Genomic DNA, 25,135 nt, shown 5'->3' on the forward strand with positions numbered 1-25,135 from the left:
AGAGCGTCTGAATGCCTCGCTGTACCTTAACTGCGAGGCTTCACCCTTTACTTTAATTACCTTATAACTCATTTTGTTGACTATTTATTAGTCAACTTTTTTCAGGACAAGACACTTAACAAAAAAAGCCCCGGTCTCTCAACCGGGCTTTCGTTTCATATCTAAAAAATTACCACACCCTTATCCGGTCTTCAGGCTTTTTGTAAAGCTTGTCGCCGGGTTGAATATTGAAGGCGTTGTACCAGGCATCTATGTTGGTGATAGGCGCGTTGGTGCGAAATTCTTCAGGTGAGTGCGGGTCTGTCAGGATGCGTTGCGCAGCAGCCTCGGGGCGTTGCGATCCTCTCCAAACCTGTGCCCATGACAGGAAGAACCTTTGATCAGGCGTAAAGCCATCTATCTTTGTGGTCGATTGGCCTTGTTTGGTTTTCTTGAAGGCAGCGTAAGCTACGTTCAGCCCGCCTAAGTCTGCAAGGTTTTCACCCAGGGTTAATTTGCCATTTACGTGCACGGTATCTAAAACGGTAAAACCGTTGTATTGGTTTACAACCTGGTCCGCACGGCTTTTAAATTTGTCCGCATCATCTTTGGTCCACCAATCGCGCAGGGTGCCATCAGCATCATACTGACGGCCCTGGTCGTCAAAGCCGTGGGTCATTTCGTGACCGATAACAGCACCTATGCCGCCATAATTTACAGCATCATCTGCACCAAAATCAAAGAACGGGAACTGCAGGATGCCCGCAGGGAACATGATCTCGTTATTAGTTGGGCTGTAAGAGGCATTTACCGTTGGCGGGCTCATGCCAAAGCGGGTGCGATCTACCGGTTTGCCCAAACGGGTAACGTTAAAGTTGTATCTCCATTTCGAGATGCGTTTTACGTTACCGTAGTAATCGTTACGGTCAATAGTTAAACCACTATAGGTTTCCCATTTATCCGGGTAGCCGATCTTCACACTGAAGGCCGCCAGTTTTTTCAAAGCGCGTGCCTTGGTTACGTCGCTCATCCAGGTAAGATTCTTGATGCGGTCGCCCAGGGTGATCTTCAGGTTATTTACAAGATTGACCATATATTGCTTGGCTGCAGGGGTGAAGTACTTTTCCACATAAAGCTGGCCAAGCAATTCACCTAACGAACCATCTATCTGGCCGCTCAGGCGTTCGCTGCGCGGGGTTTGAGTTTGCTGGCCGCTTAATGCGCTGTTGTAAGCAAAGCTTGCCTTTACAAATGGTGAGCTTAACAATGAAGCCGACCCTTGCAAAATATTCCATTTTAAATAAGTTTTCCAGTCCTCAACCGGGGTTGCGGCTAATAAAGCATCAGCATCTTTAAAAAAGGCAGGCTGGCCAACCAACAAAGTGTCCTGGCCGGTTACCTGTAATGCAGGCAGCAATTTAACCCAGTTTAAATGCGGTGTTTGTTTGCTGAAATCGGCAACAGAGAATTTGTTATAGGTAGCATTCGGATCGCGTTGGGCTACACGGCTTAATTGCGATTTGGCTAACGATTTTTCCAGATTGTAAACCGTGGCAGCATTTTTTGCGGCGGCATCTGCGCTGGTACCCGTTAATGTAAACAACGTAGTAATGTAGTTTTTTAAGGCGTCCTGGATCTTTTTAGACCGGGCATCTTCCTTCAGGTAGTTATCCCTGTCGGGCAGGCTGGTGCCCCCTTGCCTTAGGCTTACAATATACTTATCAACGTGTTTAGAATCCTGGCCAACGCCAAAGCCAAACAATGGACCGCCGATGCCGTTTACACGCTCGTAAACCATTTCATTAATCACACCATCCAGTGTTGTGATCTTGTCAATGCGCTGCAGCTCTGGTAAAATAGGGGTGTACCCTTTTTTATCTATAGCAACACTGTCCATGCCGCTGGCATACATATCTCCAACGCGCTGTTTTAAGCTTCCTTTAGGCTGGCCGGCGGTTGCGCTTACGTCTTTCAGTAAACCTAAAAGTTTATCCGTATTGTTTTGGCGAAGGATGTTAAAGCTGCCCCAACGCGTTTCTTTCGCGGGGATGGCATTGGTTTTTATCCAGTTGCCGTTGGCGTAATCAAAAAAGTTATCGCCTGGCTTAACAGAGGGATTCATGTTGGCAGGGTCGATGTATTTTTTTGGGGGATCGTTTGGCGAAGTGCCTTTTGCAGGCTTGCCGCCTTCTGTTGCAAACGCGTTAGCCGATAAGCTTAGGGCGCCAATCAGCATTAAGTTAGTGAACTTTAGTTTCATGTAATGTAGTTAAAGCTTAAAGTTAACTAATTATACATGAAAAGGACAAGCGTCAGGCAGCGTGCAGGCTACTTGTTAAACCAATTGATAATAATGGTTAACCTCGATAACCGAAGCATTGTAGCTAAAAAGCGATTTATAGGCACCGTTTTCATAACCGTTTTGGGTGTTAATTTAATATAAACGCCCTATTGTAAAATTATTGTTGCCAAGTAGTTATGTTATTCTATTTATAACCATTCTGCGGAAATTGTATAGCTGTGTACACTATAAAGTAAATTGCAAAGGGTAATCTTGTATTTTAGCCGCATTATGAAAAAGCTGATCTTCATTATTTTCACCATAGCAACGTTCGCCGCACATGCCCAAACTGACCCAACTAAAACCCTTAGTCTGGGCTTTGACGTGGGCGCACCTTCCCAAAGTATCTACAGTATAGGCGTAGGTGGGTCGGCTAAGTTAGAGATCCCGATAGTAACGCCGGTAGTATTGAGTATTACGGCAGGCTATAATAGTTTTAGCTATAAAAGTTCATTAACAGGCAGCAATACATCGCAACCGGCGGCGGGCTTTATCCCGATAAAGGCTGGGGGTAAGTTTTATTTTGGCCCCGGCATATACTTGGAGGCCGAAGCAGGCAGCGCTATAGAAACCAATTACGCAAAAGACAAGCTATTTGCCTATGCGCTTGGCCCCGGGTTTATTTTCGCTACGGGTAAACATACCGGGATCGACCTCAGCATCAATTACGAAAACTGGGGCGGTGGCCGCTTGCGCCAAACTGCCATAAGGGTGGCGTATCGTTTAGGTTGGTAGCGGTTGGTTGATAGGTTAGAGGGCTTGTAATAGTTATAAAGGTTGGGAAAAGCAGCTTTGCTTTGGCACATTATTATCGTAATTTCGGCGTTTAACACACAAACTTTACACCGTGTTCCCCATCTTTAAAAAAGAAATTACAACTTACTTCAGCTCGTTGGTAGCCTATGTTACTATTGGTGTTTTTTTGCTTGTTTTAGGATTGTTTTTATGGGTATTCCCCTATACCAGTATCCTGGCCTACGGTTACGCCGGGTTGGACAGCTTGTTTAGCACCGCGCCTTACCTGTTTATGTTTTTGGTACCCGCCATCACTATGCGCTCGCTGGCCGAGGAGCGGAGGGAAGGCACCTTTGAAATTTTGCTTACCCGCCCGCTTACTCATTTGCAGATAGTTTTGGGCAAATACTTTGCCGGGGTAGCCATCGTGCTTTTCGCGCTGGTGCCTACACTGGTTTACTATTACTCAGTTTATACCCTGGGCACGCCGCAGGGTAATATAGATACAGGTGCGGTCATCGGTTCATACATCGGCTTGTTTTTATTAGGTGCGGCTTTTACCGCAATCGGGTTATTTGCATCGTCGGTAAGTAAAAACCAGGTTATCGCCTTTACCATCGCCGTTTTTCTGTGCTTTTTCTTTTATAGCGGGTTCAATTCGTTGAATAGTATTCTTTCCCTGCAAAGCTGGGGGCTGTCGTCATTAGGTATCACCGAGCATTACGAATCTATCAGTCGTGGGGTATTGGATACCCGCGATCTGGTTTATTTTATCGTCCTCTCCACCTTATTTATATGGCTTACACTTTTTGTGATCCATCGCCAGTTAAAAAAGAAATTTGTCAATACCGCGTTCCTAACCACGCTCGGGTTGATGCTATCTGTCAGCTTGATATCAGTTAAAATATTTACAAGGTTCGATTTCACTACCGAGAAGCGCTTTACCCTTTCGCCGGTTAGCCGCCATCTGGTAGATAACCTGCAGCAAAATGTGATTGTGACCGTTTATCTGCAAGGCGACAACTTCCCCGGCGGAATGAAGCGGCTGCAATCGGCCACTAAGGATATGCTGAGTGATTTGCAGGCTTACAGTCACAGCAAACTCACCTTCGCCTTTATAGATCCGCTGAAAGGCGTGGCCGAAGATCAGCAAAAACCGGTGTTTGACGACCTGGAAGCAAAGGGCATCCTGGCGCAAAACCTGAGTGTTAAAACGGACGACGGCGTATCGCAAAAGGTGATCTTCCCTTTCGCGCTGGTAAACTACGGCGATAAAAGCATCGCCGTAAAGCTATTGGAAACCCAAAGTAGCGTAAACGTAACGCCCGACGAAGTGCTGAACAATTCCATCCAAAACCTGGAATATGCCTTTGCATCGGCCATTAAAAAACTGACCCACGGGGGTAAAGAACGGATCGGTTTTACCGAAGGCCACGGCGAGTTGACCGATCTGCAACTGAACGATGCCATGCGGTCTTTAAGCGATGGTTTTTTGGTGGGCAGGGTTGATCTGAAAACTATTGCATTCGACAGCCTCAGAAAAATAAGCCTGCTGATTGTGCCCAAACCGGATAAGGCTTTTACCGAGTTAGAGAAGTTTAAGGTAGACCAGTTTCTGATGCGCGGCGGCAGGGTACTTTGGGCGCTTGACCAGGTAACTGCCGAGCTGGACAGCATGCATAATCACGGTAATGAACAGTTGGCATTTAACAAGCAATTGAACCTGGATGACCAGCTGTTTGGATACGGCGTACGCATTAACTACGACCTGATTGCCGATATGAACGCCATGCAGATCCCGGTAACTACGGGTGACGTGGGCGGCCAGCCGCAGATACAGCTGCTGCCCTGGTTATTTTACCCTGTTTATGTGCCCCTGGCCAAACACCCCATCGTTAAAAATCTGGATGGGATCAGCAGTCAGTTTGCCAGTACTATCGACCTGATAGATGTAAAGAATATTAAAAAGACGGTACTGCTTGCATCGTCGCCGTTTAATAAGGTGATCAAAACGCCTCATATGCTGTCGTTACAGGCCCTGCAGCAGCAACCCGACCCTAAGGAGTTTCAAAGCCAGCCAAAAAATACGGCCGTTTTGTTAGAAGGGCGGTTTGCATCAGATTATAAGGACCGTGCCGTGCCGGAAGGCCTGACCGATCAAGTGCCCATTATCGCTCAAAGCAAGCCTACAAAAATGGTAGTATTGAGTGACGGCGACATGTTAAAGAACCAGGTAAGCCCGGATGGGTCGCCCTTCCCGTTAGGGTATGACCGTTACAGCCGCCAAAGCTATGCCAACAAGAATTTTTTACTGAACATAGCCGACTACATGACGGATGATTCGGGACTGATCTCCCTGCGGTCGAAAGAGATCAAGATCCGCCTGCTGAGCCGCGCCCGCATCCGCAGCGAAAAGTTGTACTGGCAATTAGTTAATAACATTGTGCCGATAGGGATGGTGTTAATATTTGCTATTTTTCAACATTATATCCGCAAGCGAAAGTATGCTCATTAAATTTTATACTTTTGATAGATAAACGTTAAACACACATGAGATTTATAGTTTCCACTTCAACCTTACTAAAGCAATTGCAGTCTGTAAGCGGCGCGTTAAGCAATAGCACGGTATTGCCTATTCTGGAAAACTTTTTGTTCGAGATAAAAGACGGAAACCTAACCATTTCTGCAACCGACCTGCAAACCAGCATGACCACTTCTTTATCTGTAGAAGCTAAAGAAAATGGCCGCATAGCTATACCGTCACGGATCTTATTAGATACCTTGAAATCTTTACCGGAACAGCCTGTAGCCTTTTCTGTGGACGATAAAACGTTTGCTATTGAGATAAGCGCAGGCGATGGTAAATACAAACTGAGCGGCGAAAACGGCGAGGACTTCCCGAAGATCCCGGTGGTGGAGAATGCATCATCAGTAAACCTGCCGGCATCCGTACTGGGCGAGGCGATCAATAAAACCATTTTCGCGGTAAGTAACGATGAGTTGCGCCCCGCTATGACGGGTGTTTACTGCCAGTTAAGCAGCCAACATTTAACCTTTGTAGCTACCGATGCCCACAAGCTGGTACGCTACCGCCGTAAGGATGCCAAAGCCGATAGCACAACCTCATTCATATTACCTAAAAAGGCATTAACGCTGTTGAAGTCAGCCTTACCGGCCGACGATGTGAATGTTTCTGTTGAATACAACAGCACCAGTGCTTTTTTTAAATTTGGTAACATCAACCTGGTTTGTCGTTTAATTGACGAGCGCTACCCGGATTATGAGGCCGTGATCCCTAAAGAGAACCCGAACAAATTGGCTATCGACCGCTTATCGTTCTTAGGCTCATTAAGCCGTGTGGCTATCTACGCCAATAAAACCACGCACCAGGTAAGGTTAAAAATAACCGGCAGCGAGTTAAATATTTCATCAGAAGATATTGACTTTGCTAACGAAGCGCATGAGCGATTAAGCTGCCAGTACGAAGGTGAAGACCTGGAGATTGGTTTCAACGCCCGTTTCCTTATAGAGATGCTGAAGAATTTAAGCTGCGAAGAGGTGTCGTTAGAAATGTCGACCCCTAACCGTGCCGGCTTATTGCTGCCACAAGGCGGCGACGAGAACGAAGACGTACTAATGCTGGTGATGCCGGTAATGCTGAATAGCTACGCGTAATTAGTTTTGAGTGGTGAGTGATGAGTTAAATAGAACTAACTGACAACTTCGACACACATAACTTCACAAAAAAGTCCGGGATATTTCCCGGACTTTTTTGTTGACCGGATAACAAAACCTATAATTGCACAGTTATATAGCATCTGCCCGTTTATATGAATATGAAGTTACCCGTTTTAGTTGTTGTGCTATTGGCTGTTGCACTTGCATCCTGCAAAAAAACAGATGATGCCCCTACGGTGGTACAAACCACTAACTTAAACGTAGTGAATGCCTTTACAGATACCCTTAACTATTACGTGAATGGTACCAGGGTTAACGTGTCATCAAGCTTATATCCTTTAGGTTCATCGGGATATATAGGCGTGGCGGTAGGGCAGCAGAATTATGATTTTAAGCGACCGTTGAGCCCTGTAGTATTGTTTAATAGGTCGCTTGCATTAGATAGCGGTAAAACCTATACGCTTTACGTGGCCGGCCGCAGTACCGATCTTACTTTTACTACCTTAGATACTTTACAGGCGGATACTGCAAATAGGGCCCGCATCAGGTTTGTGAATGCTGCACCCGATGCCGGGAATTTGGATGTGATGGTTGGCGATACGGTTAAGTTTAAGGTGCGGGCTTTTAAAACGGCTACAGTATTTTTGCCGGTAAATGCCGGGCTCAAGCGGATAAGGGTTTACCAGTCGGGTAGTACAATAGCTAAAATCGACGAGACCCGCACATTAATTGCCGGGCGGGTTTATACTTTATTTACTAAAGGTAAATTAAACGGCGCGGGCGATGCCGTATTAGGTACCGGTTTAGTAGTTAACAGATAATTGAAATGACCAAAAATAACAGGAGCTATATATCGGTTTGCCTTTGCTTGTTTATCATCGGTGTAATGGTGTTGCCTATGCTATCATCGTGCGGTAAAAGCGGTGTGAGTGTGAGTACCGCCAATGCGCAGATCAACCTGATCAATGTAAGCCCGGACGTACGGCCTTTTAACCTGTATAGCCGCATCAACAATACGTATATTTTGTTCGGTACAACCAACTACACCTACCCAACTCCGTCGGGCTACTTTTTGTTAAATACAGTAGATTCGCCTTATCTGTTGCGCCCCACTGTAATTAACAATGTCGATATTACTAATTTACTACCCCCGCAAGGAGGCTTCAAGCCCAATGTAAGATACACCTGGTTGGTTACCGGTTTACGTTCTGACAGTTCTCTTACCTCATTGATAGTTGCTGATACAGGCAGTGCACCTGCAATTGGCCGGGGTAAGGTGCGGTTTATTAATGCATCTACCAATGCGCCGCTGCTTAATATGACATTGAATGATACAACCGCTTTTAGCCGGATAGGTTACAAAGGTGTAACCAAGTACTTAGAAGTTACTGCGGGTAACTATAATATTAATGTAAGCGCATCATCTGCCCCGGGCGTAGCTTTAAAAACGCTCACCAACGTAACCATATTGGATGGCAGCCTATATACCATTTATGCCTACGGCTTAACCGGCAGGGCTGATACCGCCGCCTTTAATACTAACGTTATCCTCAATACCATCCCGCTGAAATATAATTAAGGGTTTCCGCTTAATCTTTATATTTTTGGCTAAAATTTAAACACCTTGGAATTAATACACAGCCTGATAGATTTTATCCTGCATATTGATAAGCACCTTGCGCAGATAACCAGCCAATACCAAAGCTGGACATACCTTATCCTGTTCCTGATCATTTTTGCCGAGACCGGTTTTGTGGTTACCCCATTCCTGCCGGGCGATTCGTTACTGTTTGCGGCAGGTGCCCTTATCGCAGGTGGCAAAACCGGACTGGATATTTATGTGTTGGGGATTATTTTAGTGATAGCAGCTTTTACAGGCAACACGGTAAACTACCTATTAGGTAATTACCTTGGCCCCAAAGTTTTTAAACCCGAGAACAAGATTCTGAAACTGGAATATTACCTCAAAACCAAAGAGTTTTTTGATAAGTATGGCGGCAAAGCTGTTATCTTCAGCCGGTTTTTACCGATCATCCGTACCGTCGCACCTTTTGTTGCAGGGGTAGGGGCTATGCCTTTGGGCAAATATAGTTTGTACAATATTGTAGGTGGCTTGGCCTGGGTACTGAGCTTTTTAGTATTGGGATATTTCTTCGGTAATATCGAAGTGGTAAAACGCAATTTTACTTTGGTGGTAGTTGCTATAATTGTTCTGTCTATTATCCCGCCTATTTATGCTGCAATTACCAGTAAAAAAACTCAAAAATCTTAAATAATAACTAAAAATCAGTAATTTTTGGTGCGATGTACACTTTGCCGGCCCGGTAGAGCGCTTCTTCTTTATCTATTTGATGTTGTTGGTTTCTTGTCAGTTTTCGCTCAATCAGCTTATTCATATCGGGCTGCCCGGCATCCACCCATGCCGAAAACCAAAAGCTGCCCACGCTTAATATGGATGAGCGCATACGCCGTTGCACCATACCTTTCAACATTCTGTTATAGGCCCTGCTGTAAGCTACCGAGTAGACCTTCACCTTGCGGTTGCCACGCTGCTCCATCGCATATTTGGTGCTATCGGTAAACTGTTTGTTCAGCATCCGTTCGAAACGCAAAACGGTATCTACACTTTTATAGGAAGAGCGGCAGATGCGAAAAGCTTCCGCCAATGGGCTGGCTATGTAGCGTGCCTTACCCACATTGTAGTTATAATTATTACTGAACAGCTCCGGCAGGCGGCTTTCCCAAAGGGCATGCAGGCCGGTTTGGTTAGTCAGCTGACCATCGTAGTTTTGGGTGAGGTGTAACGGTACATGTGCGTCCGAAACATAATGCCCCAGGTTAGCCGATAGGGTGAGTATTGCCGTAGTATCATGGGCTTTAAAAGCCTTAACCAACCAGTAATAGTTACTTGTAATAGCCCATGGAACGGTGCCGTATTTATTTAATGTATCGCTGGAGTACTTGGCTGCCGCGTCTATCCAGTGCTGGGGGATATCGCGAAAGGGCTGCTTGCCGTAATGGTCGGCATCTAAAAAGTGGTGTGGAGCTTCAGTGCTATCTACGTACCGCTTTTTATCGGCACTGACGGCGTGTTCGGTGATGAATTCGATGTTACTTTTGTAGAACCCCGCTATCGCCTTTGGCAACGTGAAAACCGCCAGCCGGTGAATGCGGTAATGCGCAAAGAAACCCCATGATGAGCAAAAAGTGATGATTACAATGCCTGTTAACAGGATGAGGATGGAGCGCTTCATTTTAAAGGTAAATATATAAATTTTGTCCGCCTGCTCCCCGACATAGCATGACGGGCAAGCGCTTTTATGAAAAAATCCAACAATCTAATTAATCCGATTAATCATCGTGTCAGAATAATTCCCTTAATTTGAAAAGTAAACTTTTACACCACTTACATCAACATTAATTATGGATCGCAGAGAATTTATCACCTCGGGTACACTACTGGCTGCCGGTATTAGTATCCTGCCATCGGCAACAGTTTTTGGTAAAAACATGGATAAGGTTCGCCTTGGTTATATTGGCGTAGGCCTGCGTGGCCGCAACCATATAGACGAGGGTTTGCTGCGCGATGATGTAGAGATAGTGGCAATTTGCGATACGCAGGAGCAATCACTTGCAGAGTGCCGCAAACAGTTTGTTGAGAAAGGTAAAAAGCTTCCAGCCGAATACACCGGTGGGTTAGACGCTTATAAAAAACTATTGGCCCGCAAAGATATCGACGCGGTGATCATCGCTACGCCGTGGCAGTTTCATAAAGACCAGGCGGTGCATGCCATGCAAGCCGGTAAATATGTGGGCTGCGAGGTAATTGCAGGTTTAACGGTAGAAGATCACTGGGAAATAGTGCGTACATCAGAAGCGACCAAAATGCCTTACATGACCTTGGAGAATGTTTGCTATCGCCGCGATGTAATGGCCGTACTAAATATGACCCGCCAGGGCCTGCTCGGCGAAATGATCCATTTGGAAGGGGGCTATCAGCACAACCTACGCAGTGTGTTGTTTAACGATGGTAAGCAATATTACGGCGGCGGGGTTGAGTTTGGCCCCAAAGCCATTAGCGAGGCGCAATGGCGTACCCAATATAATATTGATACCAATGGCGATATATACCCCACACATGGTGTTGGCCCGCTGATGCACTATGCCGATATTAATTATGGCAACAGGTTTACCAACCTCGTTTCCTTCGCATCCAAAGCGCGCGGGTTGGCCGCTTATGTGGAAGATAAAGCACCGGGTAGCCCTAATGCGAAAATTAATTATAAAAACGGCGACGTGGTCACTACCATGATCAACTGTGCCAATGGCGAAACGGTGATGCTGTCGCACGATACGCATTTACCGCGACCATACTCGTTAGGTTTTAGGGTACAGGGGACTAAGGGCTTATGGATGGATGTGAACCACTCGGTTTACATTGAAGGGAAATCGAAAAAAGATGACGTTTGGGACCCGGCTAAAGACTGGCTGGATAAATATGACCACCCGCTTTGGCAAAAATATGCCAAGACAGCCGAAGGTGCCGGTCACGGCGGGATGGATTTCTTCGTGTTCCAGGCGTTTATAGAATCGGTTAAGCGGAAGGTACAAACACCTATCGATGTCTATGATTCGGTAACCATGAGCGTGATCTTGCCGCTATCGGGTAAATCTATCGCAGAAGGTAACATGCCGCAGCCGTTCCCCGATTTTACCAAAGGTAAATGGAAAGATAGAAAGAGCGCCTTTGCTTTGAACGACGATTATTAGTGGGGCAGCGCAGGGTTTTCTTTAAAAGATATTAAAACGATAGATTGGCTTTGGCAATTTTAAAAAGTTGTCAAAGCCATTTCTTTTATAGGAAGATGTGAGCAAACAGAATACTAATATTTCAAACCTATTCTTTTGGCTAAAAAGTGCAGTACCCAAATCGGGGTATAAAGCACCAATTTTTTATCTTCCTGAAAAGAAATTTCCCTGCCTTCTATTTTACCTCCGATGTACTGGCCAAACCAGGCAATGGCTAAAATAGCTGTACCTACCCATATTAACGGCGGGCCTCCGGCTATATCCCAGGCTGCCAGTTTCGATACGCCGTAGCTTAAGGCAAAAAGTACCAGCAATAGTGTATAAGACAGGTTCGGGGAGATCTTCAACGTGTAATAAACGCTGAAAGCGATAACAAACGATGCCCAGTTAAACATAACATTGTATCGGCCTAAAAACTTCAAATAGGGAAAGGGAATAGCCCAGGTTATGGCCAATATGCCTAATAACATTAGCGGTACACAAACAAAGTGCAGCAGCAAGTTAGTTGGATTTTGATGACTGGCGTTTAGCCTGCTAAAATAAACCTCGACCGGGCGCAGGTTTTCCGGTATGCGGATAGTTTTTTTAGTATTGAGATGTTGCTTCGCCATAATAAAAAAGCCCTCTCTCCTGATGAACACCGGGAAAAAGGGCTCAAATTTAAGGTTAATTATTTTGCGAATGCTACCGAACGGGTTTCCCTTATCACGGTAACTTTTATCTGACCCGGATAGGTCATTTCTGTCTGGATCCGGTTAGATATATCAGCAGCCAATACTTCTGATTGTGCATCTGAGATCTTTTCGCTCTCTACCACAACACGCAATTCACGGCCTGCCTGTATCGCAAATGTTTTCTCAACGCCAGGATATGATAATGCAAGCTCCTCCAGCTCTTTTAAACGCTTGATGTAACTTTCTACCACTTCGCGGCGTGCACCCGGCCTTGCGCCTGATATAGCATCACACACCTGAATGATAGGTGATAACATGGAGGTCATCTCTACCTCGTCGTGGTGGGCGCCAATAGCATTACACACTTCCGGGTGTTCTTTATATTTTTCGGCCAGTTGCATACCTAAAATTGCGTGTGGCAATTCCGGGTTATCATCAGGTACCTTACCAATATCATGCAGTAAGCCTGCGCGTTTCGCCATTTTTACATTCAGCCCAAGTTCTGCCGCCATCGTAGCGCAGAAGTTAGCAACCTCGCGTGAGTGCTGTAGCAGGTTTTGCCCATATGAAGAGCGGTAACGCATACGGCCCACCATTCTGATCAGTTCCGGGTGTAAGCCGGTAATACCTAAATCGATCACGGTACGCTCGCCTATCTCAACAATTTCTTCTTCTATCTGCTTTTTTGTTTTGGCAACAACTTCCTCAATACGTGCCGGGTGGATCCGTCCGTCAGTCACCAAACGGTGCATGGCCAGGCGGGCAATCTCCCTGCGTACCGGGTCGAAGCCTGATAGGATGATCGCCTCGGGGGTATCATCTACGATGATCTCGATACCGGTTGCCGCTTCCAGCGCACGGATATTACGACCTTCGCGACCGATGATACGACCCTTGATCTCATCATTTTCGATATTGAAGATCGATACCGTGTTCTCGATAGCACTTTCTGTAGCGGTACGTTGAATGGTTTGGATAACTATCTTTTTAGCTTCTTTGGTAGCGGTAAGCTTGGCTTCGTCAACAATATCCTTGATCTGGGCCATTGCCTTGCTGCGGGCCTCTTCGCGCAGGTTATCAATCAGCTGATTTTTGGCATCTTCTGCGCTTAAACCGGCAATGGTTTCTAACTGCTCCACGTGCTGGTTCTTCAACACTTCTACTTCTTCCTGTTTTTTGATAAGGTTATCGGTTTGGGCTTCCAGTTTTTTACGAACGCCATCTATTTCGTTTTCTTTACGGGTAAGGTTGTCCAGTTTCTGGTTAAACGATTGTTCTTTTTGTTTGATGCCGTTTTCGCGCTGGTTCAACACATTGTTTTTGGCATTTACTTCCTGCTCATGCTCGGCCTTGAGTTGTAAAAATTTCTCTTTTGCTTCTAACTGACGGTTCTTTTTCAAGATCTCGGCGTTGTTTTCCGCATCCTTTAAAATCTTCTTTACCTTATTCTGGGCATTTACTTCCTGGTCTTTGAAAAGTTTGCGTAACAGGAAACGGCCTATGACAATGCCGGTAGGGACCCCGATGAGGAGCCCGATTATTAAGTACAAAAATGTGTTCATTACTTTAGGTTATATAAATAAAAAAAACCGCAACTAAACTTCTAAGTGTCATGTATTGTAAAAACCTCTCTCAGGATGTTGTGAATCACGGGTTACCGTTAAATACACGATCAACGCATGCCTCTTTGATCCGTAGATATTGAAGCGTTAAGTTTTTAATAGTGAAACTTAAAATTTAACTGCGGTTAAATCTTAATGTGCTCGTTTTAGTTAAAAGCTTAAAGTTAAAAGCCGAAAGCCGTTTATCGCTTTGTACTTTACACTTTTTAACTTCTTACTTATTTTTAAAGAACGTTATTGTTTCGAAAAAAAATCGTTCAGCAAATGATCTAACTGGTAAACTTTCTCGGCTACTTCGGTATCATCCGTAGTAACTTTCTTATCCGCTTTTAATGACGATGTTGCGTAATGCAGCACACACATTGAAAGCAGATCCTGTTTATCCCTAACCGCGTAATTCTCCTGGTACTCTTTTATACGGTCGTTGATCAGCTTAGCTGCCCTTCTTATAATCTCTTCTTCTTCCATGTTTACCTTTAAGGGGTAAACTCTGTCAGCAATATTTATTTTTATTGAGATTTCTCCCATCTGAGCTTTTCACTTTCTGCGTTACTTTTTCAGCAACACAATACACTTATCTATTTCCTGCACAAAGTCGTTAATTTTTTGCTTAATGTCAACACTTTTTTCATTTGTTTCTGAAAAAGATTTTGCCAGTTTCAATACACGAAGCTTCTCTTCCAGGTCTTTTGTTTTATTAGTGCTGGCTTTTATCGCCACGTTTAACGCCTCGCTCTCCAATTTAAGCAGGTCATTCTCTTCCTGCAAAGCAGCACAAAGCTCAATTAACCGCTCTGTTTTTTCTACAACTTTATTTAATTGTTCTGCTACTGAGGCCATTTCTTAATTAGTGATTTATTGAATTAGCGAGTTGTTCAATTAGTGATTTAGCGAATTAGTGATTTAGTGAATATTCCAAATCACTAATTCATTCCCTCACTAATTCACTAATTATTTCCTTATTTCTGCTCCTGCTTCTTTGCCTAAATTATAAATTAATTTTTGCATCAGGGCATCAATCGCTTTATCTGTTAAAGTTTTCTCGGTGTCTTGCAGTACAAAGCTCAGCGCGTATGATTTTTTACCGGCAGGCAATTTATCGCCCTGGTAAACATCAAACACGTTCACTTCCTTCAGCAGTTTTTTGTCCGTCCGCGTTGCTATTTGCTTTAACTGTCCAAAGGTTATGGCTTTATCTATCAGCATGCTCAAATCCCTGCGTACTGCCGGGAATTTACTTACCTCCTGGTAAATAATCGCATTCTTACGCACCAGGTTCAACACCAGGTCAAAGTTAAAGTCGGCGTAAAACACTTCCTTATCCACATCAACCTTTTTTAAGGCCGCCGGTGCTACCGAACCTAATGCAACCAGTACTTTATTGCCGCGCAGGTATTGCAGGCCGTAGGCCAGATTATTTGCGGCGGTGTCTTCTACCGTAAAATCCGTAACGTTTAGCTTTTTAAGGATGCCGTCTACAATTGCCTTCAGGTTGTAAAAGCTGGCCGCAGTTTGTTTGCGGTTCCATTGCTCGCCTGTGTTGGCTCCCGTTAAAAAGATGCTGAAACGTTGTGCCTCCACATATTTTTCATCTACAAAGCTGTAGATCTTGCCAAACTCGTACAGTTTCAGATCGGCCACCCTGCGGTTTTGGTTGTACGCTACGGCCTCTAAGCCCGAGAACAGCATACTTTGGCGCATTACATCCAGGTCGCTGCTTAAGGGGTTCAATATCTTTACGGCATGCTCAATATCGTCCGAATAGCTTGATTTGGTGAGCGAGTTACCCATGATCTCGTTAAAACCGTTAGCGGTTAACAGGTCAGATATCGCATTCTGCACGGTATCACGCTCGGGCCTGTTAGAGGTGTTGAGCGATGCACGGATCTGTACAGGGATCTCAATATTGTTGTACCCGTAGATCCGTAAGATCTCTTCTACCACATCCACTTCGCGGGTTACATCCACACGGTAAGGGGGTACTTTAAGGGATAAGCCTTCGGCGGTTTCATTTACAATGGCTATATCCAGCGCAGTGATAATGCCTTTGATGGTATCATTACCAATGGCTTTGCCGATCAGCCGGTCGATATTCTTATAGCTCACCTCCACTTCAAACGGTGCTATAGGTGCAGGATAATGGTCAAAAATGTCCGTCGATACCTTACCACCCGCAACTTCCTGTATCAGCAGGGCTGCACGTTTGAGGGCAAACACCGTCATATCCGGATCGGTACCCCTTTCAAAACGGAACGAAGCATCGGTTTTTAAACCGAACCTTTTTGAGGTTTTACGTACCGCTACCGAATTGAAGTAAGCACTCTCTAAAAAGATGCTGGTGGTGCTTTCGCTTACGCCGCTTTTTGCACCGCCAAATACACCGGCAATACACATCGGCTCATCGGCGTTGCAGATCATCAGGTCATCGGCATGCAGCTTGCGCTCTACATCATCTAAAGTTTTAAAAACGGTGCCCTCTGTTACGTTTTTTACAATCACCTTATTACCGGTAATGGCAGCGGCATCAAAAGCATGCAGGGGCTGGCCCAGTTCATGCAGTACGTAATTAGTAACATCAACCACGTTGTTAATGCTGCGTACACCAATAACGGCCAAACGCTCTTTTAACCAAGCTGGCGAATCTTTTACCTCGACCCCCGTAATAGTCAAACCCGAGTAGCGCGGGGCCGATTGCTCGTTCTCTACAACTACCTCTATTTTGCTCGCTGTATTGTCTACTTTAAACGCAGATACATCAGGCTTTTTGATGCCCAGTTTCAGGAAGGCTGCAATATCGCGCGCCGTACCCAGGTGCGATGCCGCATCGGCACGATTGGGGGTAAGGCCAATCTCGTACATGTAGTCGTCGTTCAGCTTAAAGTAGTCTTTAGCTAACGTGCCTACGGCGGTATCGGCATCCAGCACCATAATACCGGCATGATCGGTACCCAGGCCTATCTCATCCTCGGCACATATCATCCCTTCAGATACTTCGCCGCGGATCTTTGATTTATTGATCTTAAAAGGCTCGCCAACAGTGGGGTATATCATGGTGCCCACAGTAGCTACAACTACCTTTTGGCCTGCGGCAACGTTATGCGCACCGCAAACTATCTGCAAAGGCTCCACACCGCCTACATCAACTTTTGTAATATGCAGGTGATCGCTGTTAGGGTGGTCAATACAATCCTGCACATAGCCGATAATGAGGCCCTCAAGCCCGCCTGGGATAGCCTGCACTTTCTCCAGGCTTTCTACCTCCAAACCGGTACCCGTTAGTATTTTAGATAATTCTTCGGGGCTTTTATCCGTCTCGATGAATTCTTTAAGCCAATTGTACGATATCTTCATTATAACGGCAAAGATACAATTTAGGCAGAAAGGTAAAAGGATGAAAGGTGAAAGGTTTTTGATGTGGAATGATTAGTAAACAAAACGCGTCATTGCTGTGAAGCAATGACGCGTAGGAATGTTTGATGACGATTATAGACTATTTGTCTTCGTCTTTTTCTGTTTTAATATCATCCAGGTTGAGGGTGTATGATGGTTCTGCTGCCTCGTACGCCTGGTTTGCCTGGTCGGTTTCATCCGTTTCGCCAATTGGTTCATTGGTTTCTTCAAAACCATTGCTATGAATATCCTGCTGGCTCATCTGGTCATCATTTTCTGTTTGCGCTAACTGATCGTCCTGTTGCAGCATATCGTCTTGTTCTTCGGGTTGGTTTATCATGGTGTGTTAGTTTTTGATTTGTTAAAGTAGAACGCTGTAATGTCTGCCTTGTTTGCGGTAGCCACGATTTAGGTGACGGTGGTTTCTTGTCCGGTCTGTTCGCAATGTCCGCACAGGGAGCGGACGGACAAGGTAGCAATACTTTACCAATATGTCATTGCGAGCGATAGCGTGGCAATCTCAGCATATCCGCATGTCCTATGAGATTGCCGCATCGCTGCGCTCTTCGCAATGACATAGTGGTTAAGATCTGACATCATAGCAACCCTTCGTCCCCAAAGCTAAAATACCCGCTATCTGTAATGATCAAATGATCGAGCACATTGATATCCAGCATGCGGCCTGCATCGGCAATCTTTTTGGTAAGTACCAAATCTTCGCGGCTGGGTTTAAGGTTGCCTGATGGGTGGTTGTGTACCATGATAATACCGCTTGCCTGGTGCTGCAACGCCATATGGAAGATGATCTTAGGGTCGGCAACGGTGCCGCTAAGGCCGCCCTTGCTTACCAGTTCTTTAGCCAGTACCTTGCTGGAGCGGCCTATTAGTAACAGCCAAAATTCCTCGTGGTTAAGATCGACCAAATGGCGGCGCATAATATTGTAACCGTCGCGACTGCTCTTAACCTCATCCAAAACCTTTATTTCGGTATCGCCCCGGCGGCGGCCAATTTCAAGCGCGGCAATAATAGAGATCGCTTTGGCTTCGCCGATGCCTTTAAATTTACATAACTCGCTGATAGAAGCCTTGCCCAGCTTGTTCAGGTCGTTCTCGTAATGGTGCAGGATGCGTTTGCTGAGTTCTACGGCACTTTCATCGCGGCTGCCGCTGCCTATCAGGATGGCGATCAATTCCGCATCAGTTAAGGCACGGCGGCCCTGCCCGCTTAACTTTTCGCGTGGGCGGTCTTCTTCGGCCCATGATTTTATGCTGATCTTGTTTTGGTACTCTTCCACAAGCGGTTAGGTTTATCAGCCTAAAATAGGAAAAAATTACTAAGCCTGCGGTACTGTGTAATAAGCAATGTCGGGGTGAGTTGGATGAGCGCCGAGCACTCACCCCGCGGCACTCTGTGCGCGACCCTCTCTTCGCCTGCGGTGGAAAGAGGGTGAGGAGTTAGATTTTTTTAACCTTCGTTTCGCTTTAGCGAAGAGAGGGTCGACGAGCGAAGCAATGTCGGGGTGAGTTGCAATCAGGCTCAAAACAAAAAAAGGGATAATGCTTACGCAATATCCCTTTTCAATATGATTAATTAAGCGGTTAGCTTAAAGCATTAACAAACTTGGTAAGCTTTGATTTGTTGTTCGAAGCTTTGTTTTTGTGAATCACGTTCTTTTTAGCTAAACGATCTAACATAGAGATCACTTTAGACAATAAAGGAGTAGCATCAACTTTAGTTGTAGTACCTCTTAATTTTTTAATAGCGTTTCTGGTTGTTTTAGCCTGATACCTATTGCGCAGACGCTTCGCAGCGTTTGACCTGATTCTTTTTAAGGATGATTTATGATTTGCCATCGTATAGCTTTGTTATTCTTTTTCTTTATTTTTAGAGGTGCAAATATAGGGTGATAAAATTTAATTTGCAAACCCTTTTTTAATTTTGTTAATAAATGATTATGTACACGTGCTGAACGAGGCAAGCTTGTCCGGCCTTGTCCGCAAGTTCCGCACAGGAAACGGACGGACAAACCTACAGGTTCTTGCCCAGTTTTTCCAGTATATCTGCCGGCACCTTCTCCAGATCAAGCACCAGGAAACCGTCCAGGCAATCGGCAAATTTAGGGTCGATGTTAAAGCTGATGATCTTGGCATTAAGCTGAATGTACTGGCGTAACAGCACCGGCACTTTCATATTGTGCGTTTCTACTTCCGATATCAGGTTATCCAGGCCCTTAAAGGTGTCCTCGTTTGCAGAGCGCAGCAGGTCGGTATCTATATTTTCGAAGTTTACCTTGAATTTCTTTCTTGGCTTAACAAATTGTGCCAGGTCGTGGTCAAAGTGGTTGCGGTTAATATAATCTACTATCAACGATTTAGAGAACTGCGAGAACGAATTGCTGATGCTTACCGGGCCAATCAGGTATCGGTACCGTGGGTTATCTATCAAAAACTTCAGGATGCCCTTCCATAGTAAAAAGAGGGGTAAGGGCTTGGTTTGGTATTCCTTACGGATAAACGAGCGGCCAAGCTCCAGGCTTTTTTTCAATATCGGGGTAAACTGCTCCCTGATCTTAAAAAGTTCGTTAATATAAAAACCCTGCTTGCCCACGCTATAAAAAATCTCGTCGCCCAGGCCAATGCGGTAAGCCCCTACAATTAACCTGGCTTCTATATCCCAAATAAACAGGTGGTGGTAGTAAATGTCATAGCCGTCAAGGTCGGTAGCTTTATTGGTGCCCTCGCCCACCTCACGGAAGGTGACCTCGCGCAGGCGGCCTATCTCCCGGATCACATTAGGGATCAGGTTAGTAGGGGTGATGAATACCTCGTAGTTCTTTTCTGTCCAAACCTTATAATGCTCGCGCAGTGGGGCTATCTCGTTTTCCAGCTTTTCGGCAGGTGTTTCTTCCACAATAGCTTCGGGCAGGCTTTTTACCTTAAACAGGTTACGTGGGTTAAATAATTTCTTTTCCTCGTCTAAGCCTGCGCCCAGGGCGTATGTTTTGGCACGCAGGTAATTAAGTAGTTTGGCGCTATTGGCATTATCGGGGATATCGGCCACCTTAATAGGTTTACCAATGCGTAGTTTAATGGTTTGGCCCTGCTTGTTAAACAGTTCAGACGGGAGCTTGGCTGTACGTAACGCAGGCGATATCATGCTCAGCAGGTTAAAGAGCAACCCGTTGTTACCGTGAAAATATATAGGCACCACCGGCACCTTAGCTTTGGCGATAATCTTACCTACTACCGGGTGCCAAAGGCGGTCAGTAACCTCTTTTTTCTCTATTTTAAAGGTGGATACCTCGCCAGCCGGGAAAATGCCTATCGGTGTGCCGTTGGCCAGCAATTCCAACGTGTTTTTTAACCCGCTGATGCTTGACGAATGCTCTACATTCTCAAAAGGGTTTACCGCAACAAAATAGTTGGCCAGGTTAGGGATCTTTTTGAGCAGAAAGTTAGCCATCAGCTTGGCATCGGGCCTTACGGTGCAAAGTATCTTTAATAGTATCATTCCTTCGATACCGCCGTAAGGGTGGTTGGCAATGGCAATAAATGCGCCTTCTTTGGGGATGTTCTTTAGTTCGGCTTCGTCAAAATCTATTTCTATACCACAACCTTTTAAAATGGCGTCAACAAAGTCGGGCCCTTCTTTGGGTTGTGCCTGGGCAAAGAGGTCGTTCACCTGGTTTATCTTCATTAATTCCATCAGCAGAGAGGCCAACCCGGGCATTTTAAGTGCATCCAGTTTTGTGGCTTTAGCGAACTCTTCGGTGGTGATAACTTTCATGGTAGGAAGTAGCGGAATAAATTTGTTGTAAGTTATTTAATTTAACCCTTATTTAGGCCATTGGATGAAAACGCACGTTAAAAATTACTTGTCCCTTACCAAACGGGACTGGAACGGCATTACCGTGCTGCTTGTATTGATAGCTGTGGCATTGGCTGCGCCGTTCGTTTATCAATGGTTTACCAAAGATAACACAATTAACCCAAACGAGTTTAACTTAGCGATAGCGCAGCTTAACAAAAGCAACCCGGCGTTTACATCAAAAGACAGTAAAACATCTGCAAACGTTGCACCTTTTAAATTCGACCCTAACACTATAACGGCAAGCCAATGGCAGCAGTTGGGGCTAACTGCGGGGCAGGCAAACACTATTATTAATTACAGAAGCAAAGGCGGCAAATTTTACAAGGATGACGATCTGAAAAAGATCTATGGCATTACACCCGTCGACTATAAACGGTTAGCGCCCTATATTAGCGTTAATAGCGAAACAATTAAACCAAAGATTATGGTCGAACTTAACTCGTCCGACTCGTCTAAACTAACCTCGGTAGAGGGGATCGGCCCTGCATTCGCCATGCGCATCATTAACTATCGCGAGCGGTTGGGCGGTTTTATAGCCAAAGAACAACTGAAAGAGGTTTTTGGGGTGAATGAGCTGAAATATAAAGAGATTGCCCCACAAGTTAGGGTAAATGTCCGGCGCATTCGCAAAATCGCTATCAATACGATCACTTTTGATAAGCTACGTTTAATGCCCTATTTAAACTATAAACAAGTGAATGCCCTGATAGAATACCGTAAGCAGCATGGCGACTATCAGTCGATGGACGATTTGAGGAATATTGCCATTATCGACGAACAAATTTTGCGTAAAATTGAACCATATATAATTTTTGAATGATACAACAGCAAATTAAGGCAGCTATCCGCGATATTCACGATTTCCCAAAACCAGGAATTATCTTTAAAGATATCACCCCGATATTAAAGGACCCCGTTTTATGCGAGGGAATAAGCGATGCCTTTTTAGAAAAATTAAAGGGCGCACAGATAGATGGCATTGCCGGGATAGAAAGCCGTGGCTTTTTATTCGGGTTAACGCTGGCAACTCAGTTGGGTGTGCCGTTCATCCCGGTGCGTAAAGCAGGCAAATTACCTTTTAAGGTTAACCAAAAGGTTTATGAACTGGAGTATGGCACCGCTACTATCGAGATCCATACGGACGCATTTACCCCCGGCGACCGCATCCTGATCCATGACGACCTGCTGGCGACCGGCGGCACGGTTACCGCAACCAGCCAACTGATACAAGAAATGGGCGGCACCGTTGCCGGTTTTAGCTTTGTAGTGGGCCTGAGTTTTTTAAACGGGATAGAGAAAATTACACCCATAAGCGATAATATCATTATTTTGGCAGATTATTAGCCAATATTCGGATATAAATAAAACTGCGAAAACCCTCTGATTTTAATAATTAGGGGGTTTTTTGTTATAAAATAATATCGGGGGGCTTAAACGGCGCGGCTTACCACAAATGTGTTTTAATTTCATCCCATAATTAAAAAGGTGCCGATTACCATTGAGCGCCGGTTTAAATGAAACCTAACCTCATTTAAATACCCATTAATAAACCGTTTAAGATAAAGAATGAAGATTTTTAATAGCTGTTTTGTGGCAGTAGCACTATTTGCTGCATGCGTGCAATCGACATCCGCCCAGAACCCTGTCAGGCAGGTGGGCAATGTAAAAAGTGTTACTATAGATAACCAAACCATAGATATTGGCACCGATGGCGCCTTTGTGCGTGTGATGGTTTATAGCCCCAACATCATTAGGGTGCGGATGGATAAGCAAAAGCTTGCCGAAGATTTCTCGTACGCGGTGATCTCTAAACCTGTTACCACGAAAGTAAACATCACCCAAAACGATACCGAGATCAACATCATTACCGATTCGTTAAAGGTAAATATCAAAAAAAGCCCATACAATATTACGTTCAGCAATGCAGCGGGAGAGGTAATCAATCAGGACGAAGCCGGCTTAAGCACCTCATGGGTGAACGAGAGCGTTACCACCTACAAAAAAATGCAGGAAGGCGAGCACTTCATCGGCCTGGGCGAAAAAACAGGCGGGTTGGACCGTAAGGGCAATGCCTACACTAACTGGAACAGCGATACCTACGCCTACAGCACCAGTCAGGATCCTATTTATAGCACTATACCTTTTTATATAGGTATACACCACAACGTTAACTACGGGATATTTTTTGATAATACCTGGCAAAGCGATTTCAACTTCGGTGCCAGCAATGACAGGTTCTCGTCGTTCGGTGCCAAGGGCGGCGAAATGAATTATTACTTTATCGCGCATACCAAAGTTGCCGATATAATTAAATCATACAGCAGCCTCACCGGTTTGATGAAGATGCCGCCACTGTGGAGCTTAGGTTATCAGCAAAACCGATACAGTTACTACCCTGAGGCAGAGGTAATGCGCATAGCCAATACCCTGCGCGAAAAGAAGATCCCAGCGGATGGTATCACGCTGGATATCCACTATATGGATAAATACAAAGTGTTTAGCTGGGATAAAGACCGTTTCCCTGACCCTGCCGCGATGATCAAAAAGCTAAAGGATATGGCTTTTAAAGTTACCCTGATTGTTGACCCGGGGATTAAGGCCGAAAAAGGCTACGGCGTTTACGACCGCGGATTAAAGGAAGATATATTTGCCAAATATCCCGACGGCAGCAACTACACGGGCCAGGTTTGGCCGGGTTGGTGCAACTTTCCCGATTTTACCAACCCTAAAGGGCGTGCCTGGTGGGGCAGCGAGTTAAAGAAATATGCCGACGAAGGCGTAAGCGGTATCTGGAATGATATGAACGAGTTTAGCACCTGGGGACAGAAGGCACCGGATAACATTTTGTTCAATTTTGAAGGGAGGATCGCTTCACACCCGCAGATACACAATGTATACGGGTTGGAGATGATCCGCTCCAGCTATGAGGGTTACAAAGCCGCGCGGGAAAACAAAAGGCCGTTTATTCTTACCAGATCGGGTTACGCAGGTTTGCAACGCTACGCCGCTATGTGGACGGGTGATAACCGCGCCGAGAACGACCACATGCTGTTAGGTGTTAGGTTGATGAACAGCCTGGGCTTAAGCGGTGTACCTTTTACAGGTATGGATGTGGGCGGTTTTACTGGTGGCGCGTCGCCATCATTATACGCCCGCTGGATGCAGATAGGCGCGTTTAACCCCTACTTTCGTAACCATACGGGTATCAACTCCAAATCATCGGAGCCCTGGGCTTATGGTGAGGAGGTGTTAGAGATCACCCGAAACTATATTAACCTGCGTTACCGTTTATTACCTTATTTATACTCCACGTTTTATGAGGCCAGCCAAACAGGTAAACCCGTTATGCGCTCGTTAACTATTGACTATACCCATGATGAGAACGTTTATAATGGTATGTATGAGAACCAGTATATGTTTGGTCACGGGTTTTTAGTGTTCCCTTTTGACGGGGTAACCAATTACGGTAAACTATATTTCCCGGCAGGGAAATGGTATAACCTGTACAACGGCGAAGTGCAGCAGGGTAATGCGAAGATCGCTTTAGACCTGGGCATATCTAAATTGCCGGTTTATGTGAAAGAGAGCAGCATTATCCCGATGCAAACACAGATCCAGAACACCACCGAAAAGCCGTCAGACACCCTTTATGTACATGTTTATAAAGGTGATGTAAATAACAAATTTGTTTATTACGAAGATGATGGTGAAACGTTCGACTATGAGAAAGGCGAATATTTCCGCAAAGCGATCACTTACGATGCCGCTAAAAAGACCATTACTTTTGCAAAGGCAGAAGGAGCGGGTAAATCAAAGTTTAGTATGATCAAGGTGATGCTGCACGGTTTCGGTACTACCGCCATTAAATTAAACGGAAAGGCATCCCAGGCTAAAGATGATTTCCAGGCACTGATGTTACCGATATCGCGATTTGACCCCACAGGTTTTTCAAACCCGGTAGAGGGTGAAAAGATAAGGAGCATGGTGTTTAAAAATGTTAATGACCAGTTTACAGTTAGCTACTAATAAACTCTTG

The 25,135-nt window shown here is 45.2% G+C and carries 21 protein-coding genes; 10 read left to right on the forward strand and 11 right to left on the reverse strand.

From position 1 onward, the window contains the following. Positions 1-169: 169 nt before the first annotated feature. Positions 170-2,239 carry a M13 family metallopeptidase gene (locus IDJ76_RS17205; RefSeq protein WP_191164887.1) on the reverse strand — a complete coding sequence of 690 codons (2,070 nt, stop codon included), beginning with the start codon at positions 2,237-2,239 and terminating at the stop codon, positions 170-172. A gap of 312 nt (positions 2,240-2,551) precedes the next feature. Between IDJ76_RS17205 and IDJ76_RS17210 the strand changes: the two genes are divergently transcribed. The 6 genes from IDJ76_RS17210 (at position 2,552) to IDJ76_RS17235 (ending at position 9,005) form a co-directional block, all read left to right on the forward strand. Then, positions 2,552-3,055, forward strand: coding sequence for a hypothetical protein (locus IDJ76_RS17210; protein ID WP_191164889.1), 504 nt, complete (start codon positions 2,552-2,554; stop codon positions 3,053-3,055). A 112-nt stretch (positions 3,056-3,167) separates the two neighbouring features. After that, positions 3,168-5,570, forward strand: a complete 2,403-nt coding sequence (gene gldG, locus IDJ76_RS17215; protein ID WP_191164891.1) for a gliding motility-associated ABC transporter substrate-binding protein GldG — start codon at positions 3,168-3,170, stop codon at positions 5,568-5,570. Between the two features lie 35 nt (positions 5,571-5,605). Next, on the forward strand, positions 5,606-6,730 hold the full coding sequence (dnaN, locus tag IDJ76_RS17220; RefSeq protein ID WP_191164893.1) for a DNA polymerase III subunit beta: 1,125 nt from the start codon (positions 5,606-5,608) through the stop codon (positions 6,728-6,730). 155 nt (positions 6,731-6,885) lie between these two features. After that, a complete protein-coding gene (locus tag IDJ76_RS17225; protein WP_191164895.1) occupies positions 6,886-7,554 on the forward strand; it encodes a DUF4397 domain-containing protein in 669 nt (222 codons plus the stop codon). Between the two features lie 5 nt (positions 7,555-7,559). After that, a complete protein-coding gene (locus IDJ76_RS17230; RefSeq protein ID WP_191164897.1) occupies positions 7,560-8,312 on the forward strand; it encodes a DUF4397 domain-containing protein in 753 nt (250 codons plus the stop codon). Between the two features lie 45 nt (positions 8,313-8,357). Further along, positions 8,358-9,005: a DedA family protein gene (locus IDJ76_RS17235; protein ID WP_191164899.1), complete on the forward strand. Its 648-nt coding sequence runs from the start codon at positions 8,358-8,360 to the stop codon at positions 9,003-9,005. Positions 9,006-9,012: 7 nt separating this feature from the next. Here the strand turns inward: IDJ76_RS17235 and IDJ76_RS17240 are convergent, their stop codons facing one another. After that, a complete protein-coding gene (locus IDJ76_RS17240) occupies positions 9,013-9,987 on the reverse strand; it encodes a zinc dependent phospholipase C family protein (RefSeq protein ID WP_191164901.1) in 975 nt (324 codons plus the stop codon). A gap of 169 nt (positions 9,988-10,156) precedes the next feature. Between IDJ76_RS17240 and IDJ76_RS17245 the strand changes: the two genes are divergently transcribed. Beyond that, positions 10,157-11,503: a Gfo/Idh/MocA family protein gene (locus tag IDJ76_RS17245; protein ID WP_191164903.1), complete on the forward strand. Its 1,347-nt coding sequence runs from the start codon at positions 10,157-10,159 to the stop codon at positions 11,501-11,503. A 113-nt stretch (positions 11,504-11,616) separates the two neighbouring features. On the opposite strand, the gene IDJ76_RS17250 is transcribed toward IDJ76_RS17245, so the two are convergent. From IDJ76_RS17250 to IDJ76_RS17290, 9 genes are all read right to left on the reverse strand, one after another. After that, positions 11,617-12,153, reverse strand: coding sequence for an Mpo1 family 2-hydroxy fatty acid dioxygenase (locus tag IDJ76_RS17250; RefSeq protein WP_191164905.1), 537 nt, complete (start codon positions 12,151-12,153; stop codon positions 11,617-11,619). 59 nt (positions 12,154-12,212) lie between these two features. Then, the gene (gene rny, locus IDJ76_RS17255) at positions 12,213-13,778 is read right to left on the reverse strand and encodes a ribonuclease Y (RefSeq protein WP_191164907.1); all 1,566 of its coding nucleotides are present in this window, start codon (positions 13,776-13,778) and stop codon (positions 12,213-12,215) included. 294 nt (positions 13,779-14,072) lie between these two features. Next, positions 14,073-14,366 (reverse strand): cell division protein ZapA, encoded by a 294-nt coding sequence (locus tag IDJ76_RS17260; protein WP_121246295.1) that lies wholly within the window; start codon positions 14,364-14,366, stop codon positions 14,073-14,075. A gap of 21 nt (positions 14,367-14,387) precedes the next feature. Beyond that, positions 14,388-14,678, reverse strand: a complete 291-nt coding sequence (locus IDJ76_RS17265; RefSeq protein ID WP_191164909.1) for a hypothetical protein — start codon at positions 14,676-14,678, stop codon at positions 14,388-14,390. Between the two features lie 111 nt (positions 14,679-14,789). Beyond that, entirely contained in the window at positions 14,790-17,189 is a 2,400-nt protein-coding gene (pheT, locus tag IDJ76_RS17270) for a phenylalanine--tRNA ligase subunit beta (RefSeq protein ID WP_191164911.1), read from the reverse strand. A 139-nt stretch (positions 17,190-17,328) separates the two neighbouring features. Continuing rightward, the gene (locus tag IDJ76_RS17275) at positions 17,329-17,568 is read right to left on the reverse strand and encodes a hypothetical protein (RefSeq protein ID WP_191164913.1); all 240 of its coding nucleotides are present in this window, start codon (positions 17,566-17,568) and stop codon (positions 17,329-17,331) included. 256 nt (positions 17,569-17,824) lie between these two features. Then, positions 17,825-18,523: a RadC family protein gene (gene radC / locus IDJ76_RS17280; RefSeq protein WP_191164916.1), complete on the reverse strand. Its 699-nt coding sequence runs from the start codon at positions 18,521-18,523 to the stop codon at positions 17,825-17,827. A 304-nt stretch (positions 18,524-18,827) separates the two neighbouring features. Continuing rightward, on the reverse strand, positions 18,828-19,082 hold the full coding sequence (rpsT, locus tag IDJ76_RS17285; RefSeq protein ID WP_067190882.1) for a 30S ribosomal protein S20: 255 nt from the start codon (positions 19,080-19,082) through the stop codon (positions 18,828-18,830). Positions 19,083-19,257: 175 nt separating this feature from the next. Continuing rightward, the gene (locus IDJ76_RS17290; RefSeq protein WP_191164918.1) at positions 19,258-21,015 is read right to left on the reverse strand and encodes a lysophospholipid acyltransferase family protein; all 1,758 of its coding nucleotides are present in this window, start codon (positions 21,013-21,015) and stop codon (positions 19,258-19,260) included. Between the two features lie 64 nt (positions 21,016-21,079). On the opposite strand from IDJ76_RS17290, the gene IDJ76_RS17295 reads away from it, so the two are divergent. From IDJ76_RS17295 to IDJ76_RS17305, 3 genes are all read left to right on the forward strand, one after another. Next, a complete protein-coding gene (locus IDJ76_RS17295) occupies positions 21,080-21,919 on the forward strand; it encodes a ComEA family DNA-binding protein (RefSeq protein ID WP_191164920.1) in 840 nt (279 codons plus the stop codon). Beyond that, a complete protein-coding gene (locus IDJ76_RS17300; protein WP_191164922.1) occupies positions 21,916-22,443 on the forward strand; it encodes an adenine phosphoribosyltransferase in 528 nt (175 codons plus the stop codon). The genes IDJ76_RS17295 and IDJ76_RS17300 overlap by 4 nt, the downstream gene beginning before the upstream one ends. Before the next feature lie 222 nt (positions 22,444-22,665). Further along, the gene (locus IDJ76_RS17305; protein ID WP_191164924.1) at positions 22,666-25,125 is read left to right on the forward strand and encodes a glycoside hydrolase family 31 protein; all 2,460 of its coding nucleotides are present in this window, start codon (positions 22,666-22,668) and stop codon (positions 25,123-25,125) included. The last annotated feature ends 10 nt before the right edge of the window (positions 25,126-25,135 follow it).

The sequence above is a fragment of the Mucilaginibacter glaciei genome (genome assembly GCF_014773245.1).
GTDB classification, from domain to species: domain Bacteria; phylum Bacteroidota; class Bacteroidia; order Sphingobacteriales; family Sphingobacteriaceae; genus Mucilaginibacter; species Mucilaginibacter glaciei.

Coding starts and splice junctions, on each gene's coding strand:
- IDJ76_RS17205 (WP_191164887.1), bottom strand. CDS start 2,239: ATGAAACTAAAGTTCACTAACTTAATGCTGATTGGCGCCCTAAGCTTA.
- rpsT (WP_067190882.1), bottom strand. CDS start 19,082: ATGGCAAATCATAAATCATCCTTAAAAAGAATCAGGTCAAACGCTGCG.
- pheT (WP_191164911.1), bottom strand. CDS start 17,189: ATGAAGATATCGTACAATTGGCTTAAAGAATTCATCGAGACGGATAAA.
- IDJ76_RS17250 (WP_191164905.1), bottom strand. CDS start 12,153: ATGGCGAAGCAACATCTCAATACTAAAAAAACTATCCGCATACCGGAA.
- rny (WP_191164907.1), bottom strand. CDS start 13,778: ATGAACACATTTTTGTACTTAATAATCGGGCTCCTCATCGGGGTCCCT.
- IDJ76_RS17240 (WP_191164901.1), bottom strand. CDS start 9,987: ATGAAGCGCTCCATCCTCATCCTGTTAACAGGCATTGTAATCATCACT.
- IDJ76_RS17265 (WP_191164909.1), bottom strand. CDS start 14,678: ATGGCCTCAGTAGCAGAACAATTAAATAAAGTTGTAGAAAAAACAGAG.
- IDJ76_RS17210 (WP_191164889.1), top strand. CDS start 2,552: ATGAAAAAGCTGATCTTCATTATTTTCACCATAGCAACGTTCGCCGCA.
- IDJ76_RS17225 (WP_191164895.1), top strand. CDS start 6,886: ATGAATATGAAGTTACCCGTTTTAGTTGTTGTGCTATTGGCTGTTGCA.
- dnaN (WP_191164893.1), top strand. CDS start 5,606: ATGAGATTTATAGTTTCCACTTCAACCTTACTAAAGCAATTGCAGTCT.
- IDJ76_RS17295 (WP_191164920.1), top strand. CDS start 21,080: ATGAAAACGCACGTTAAAAATTACTTGTCCCTTACCAAACGGGACTGG.
- IDJ76_RS17300 (WP_191164922.1), top strand. CDS start 21,916: ATGATACAACAGCAAATTAAGGCAGCTATCCGCGATATTCACGATTTC.
- IDJ76_RS17230 (WP_191164897.1), top strand. CDS start 7,560: ATGACCAAAAATAACAGGAGCTATATATCGGTTTGCCTTTGCTTGTTT.
- IDJ76_RS17245 (WP_191164903.1), top strand. CDS start 10,157: ATGGATCGCAGAGAATTTATCACCTCGGGTACACTACTGGCTGCCGGT.
- IDJ76_RS17275 (WP_191164913.1), bottom strand. CDS start 17,568: ATGATAAACCAACCCGAAGAACAAGACGATATGCTGCAACAGGACGAT.
- IDJ76_RS17305 (WP_191164924.1), top strand. CDS start 22,666: ATGAAGATTTTTAATAGCTGTTTTGTGGCAGTAGCACTATTTGCTGCA.
- IDJ76_RS17260 (WP_121246295.1), bottom strand. CDS start 14,366: ATGGGAGAAATCTCAATAAAAATAAATATTGCTGACAGAGTTTACCCC.
- IDJ76_RS17290 (WP_191164918.1), bottom strand. CDS start 21,015: ATGAAAGTTATCACCACCGAAGAGTTCGCTAAAGCCACAAAACTGGAT.